Source organism: Archangium violaceum Cb vi76, assembly GCF_000733295.1.
GTDB lineage: Bacteria > Myxococcota > Myxococcia > Myxococcales > Myxococcaceae > Archangium > Archangium violaceum.
The window spans coordinates 1-1,979 of the sequence record NZ_JPMI01000285.1 but is presented as its reverse complement, the minus strand read 5'-3'; the positions used below and the strand labels follow the sequence as shown (position 1 = coordinate 1,979).

Annotated in this window: 3 protein-coding genes; all 3 read right to left on the bottom strand. The window is 66.9% G+C overall.

The features are described from left to right. On the bottom strand, nt 1–192 hold a 192-nt coding region (locus Q664_RS61665; RefSeq protein WP_235217060.1), incomplete at its 3' end, for a hypothetical protein. A 109-nt stretch (nt 193–301) separates the two neighbouring features. Next, nucleotides 302–1,045 carry an Imm52 family immunity protein gene (locus Q664_RS39065; protein WP_043408141.1) on the bottom strand — a complete coding sequence of 248 codons (744 nt, stop codon included), beginning with the start codon at nt 1,043–1,045 and terminating at the stop codon, nt 302–304. Between the two features lie 16 nt (nt 1,046–1,061). Next, nucleotides 1,062–1,979: Tox-REase-5 domain-containing protein (locus Q664_RS53215; protein ID WP_235217059.1), on the bottom strand; the 918-nt coding region annotated here is incomplete at its 5' end.

Genomic DNA, 1,979 nt, shown 5'->3' with positions numbered 1-1,979 from the left:
GGCAGTAACAGCGGGCCACGGGGGCCCAGCACCGTCACGCAGCGCGGTGGGCCGGGAGTGCAGCCCGAAGCCGCTCTTCAGGCTCGCGCGCGGAGCACCCGTGGCGCACCCGCCGAGGAGCACGGCCAGCGCCAGGGCCAGAACGACCGCGCCGAGTCGCCCGCCGTGCGCTCCGATGAAATGTGTGGACATGCCCTGGACTTCAGGGAGACAGGACAGGGGCGGTCAAGTCAGGGCGCATTCGCCCGTCACTCATGCTCTCCGCATCCGGCTGCCACTCGTTGACGTCAACGAGCGGCTTTCACTCGCTGGCGGGCACGGGTTGCGGACGCTCGATGAGGCCGGCCCGGTCGAGCAGCTCGCGGATGCGCGCGGTGAACGCCACGTGCTCGGGGTTGCTGGCCGTCATGGGCTCGGGGGAGAGCACCAGCAGCCAGCCCAGCTTTCCCACCGGCTCGATGCGCACGGGCGCGGGCAGTGGCGGCAGCTTCCCCAGGCGGCGCGACAGGTATGTCAGCCAGCCCACCCGGACTTCCCATTTCCGCTTCTCGATGAGGTCCACCATTTCCGAGGAGCTGGCCATGGCGTAGTCGGGGTCCCACGCCGTGGCCACACTGGTCAGCACCTCGGCCAGCACGGGGGCGCTCAGTATCCGCTCCCGCGCAGGGCCCTCCGCAGGAGGAAGAAGCAAGCAGGTATTTCCTTCCCCAAAGGGCGAGTACTCACCGCAATGAAGTTCGACGCGGGTCCGCTCCTTCTTCGCATTCCACACGTACTCGCTGAACCCGAGATCCTCGATGACCTTCCTACTCAGGTCCGTACGATTCCTCCCGCGCAGGAACAATTGCTCCCACTCCACTTCCTCCGCGCGAACAGGGTGACCGGGCAGGTCGCGGGGCGCTCCACGCCCTCCCCGATACCACTGGGCGAATGTTGGATCACACCGCTCCAGCATGTGGAAGAAGAGCACCGCACGCCGGGCACACTCCAGTGCCGTCTCCTTCCGCAGACCCCAGTAGGCCCCCAGGTAATAGTCCTCCCTCATGCTGCTCCGCTCCCTACTACGCTGCCGGTGTATGGTGGACGGTGATATTCTTCCATCCATTTCTCGTGAAGAGCTTGCGAAGGAAGGCCGCGAATTGTGCTTCGGCCACGTGCCACACCACCGGCACATTCAGCGTCCTGGCTGCTTGCGATTGCCGCCTCGCCTGTTCCACCAACTCTTTGAAACCCTTTCCAGCTTCGAACCAGGGCTGGGCCATACCGTCTTTCGTGAGGAAGTTCTTGTAGCTTCCCCCCTTGGCCTCCAGCAGGGCCGTGCCAGTAAAGCCGTCGAACTCCACTTCGCCCACCATGTACACGTACCAGGCGGGCCGTCCCGTCACCTGCTCCTGGTAATCGAGGGCCTGCTTCGACTCGGTGGTGGGCTTCTTGTACGTCCACTTTCCAGGACCCCGCGCCGGAGCCGTCTGGGACGCCTTGCCCGCCTTTCCGCTCGCGCCGCTAGTGTTGTTGCCCTGGCCCTTCCCCGCCATGTGCAGGATGGAGAGGGCGCCCAGGTCCATGCCCGCCGTGCTCGCCACCATGGCTCCGCCCAGCACCAGCTCTCCCCTGGCCGTGAGCGACAACACAGGCACTTCCGACCCCAGCCCGCCCATGCGTCCCACCGTCGCCCGCGCGCCTCCGAGCATCAGCACCAGGTGCGTGGACAGGCGCGCCGCCTCGCGTATCTGGTCCTCGCGCGACATGGCCCCGTAGCGCGCGAAGTACTCGGGCGAGGTGGCAATCAGGTACGCCACCGTCGTGGGCAATTGCCCCAGGTCTTCCAGTGTGCGGATGGGGTGGAGCACGGTGTGAGCCAGCGCCAGCGTCATCTCCGCCAGGGCGTCCTGCGCTCCATCCAGCGCGGCGTTGAGCGGGTCCCTCCCCAGGCCCAGCTCCGCCAGGGGCGTGCTGTCCTCGCGCCGCAGCGCCTCGTT

Coding starts and splice junctions, on each gene's coding strand:
- Q664_RS39065 (WP_043408141.1), bottom strand. CDS start 1,045: ATGAGGGAGGACTATTACCTGGGGGCCTACTGGGGTCTGCGGAAGGAG.